Below are 375 nucleotides of genomic sequence, written 5' to 3' on the forward strand. Positions count from 1 at the left end.
GGATGTGGCGGTGCCCGCCGCTGACGGGCCGGTGCTGGCGTCGCGGGTGGCGACGGGTGCGGTGGCGTTGATCGTGGCCGCGCAGGAGGGGGGTTCCTGATGGCGGTGGTGGCGCTGGCGGGCGGGCTGGGGGCGCCGGGGGTGACCACGGCGGCTTTGGCGTTGTTGATGACGTGGCCGATGCCCGCGGGGCATCGGGTGGTGTTGGCCGAGGCGGATCCGGACGGTGGGGCGGTCCTGCCGGGTGCGCTCCAGGGGACCTTGGACAACTCCCGGGGGATGCGCAATCTCGCGGTCGCCGCTCGGCAGGGGCGTGAGCAGTTGGTGGAGGCGTTCTGGCGGCAGCTGGTGGACGTCACCGATGCGGGGACGCGG

Annotated in this window: 1 pseudogene; it reads left to right on the forward strand. The window is 74.4% G+C overall.

Annotation, left to right across the window (positions count from 1 at the left end):
* Positions 1-99: 99 nt before the first annotated feature.
* Positions 100-375 (forward strand): annotated as a pseudogene (locus VR44_RS17630) (hypothetical protein); the annotation flags it as partial.

This window comes from Streptomyces katrae (genome assembly GCF_000966975.1).
In the GTDB taxonomy this organism is placed as follows: Bacteria; Actinomycetota; Actinomycetes; order Streptomycetales; family Streptomycetaceae; genus Streptomyces; species Streptomyces katrae.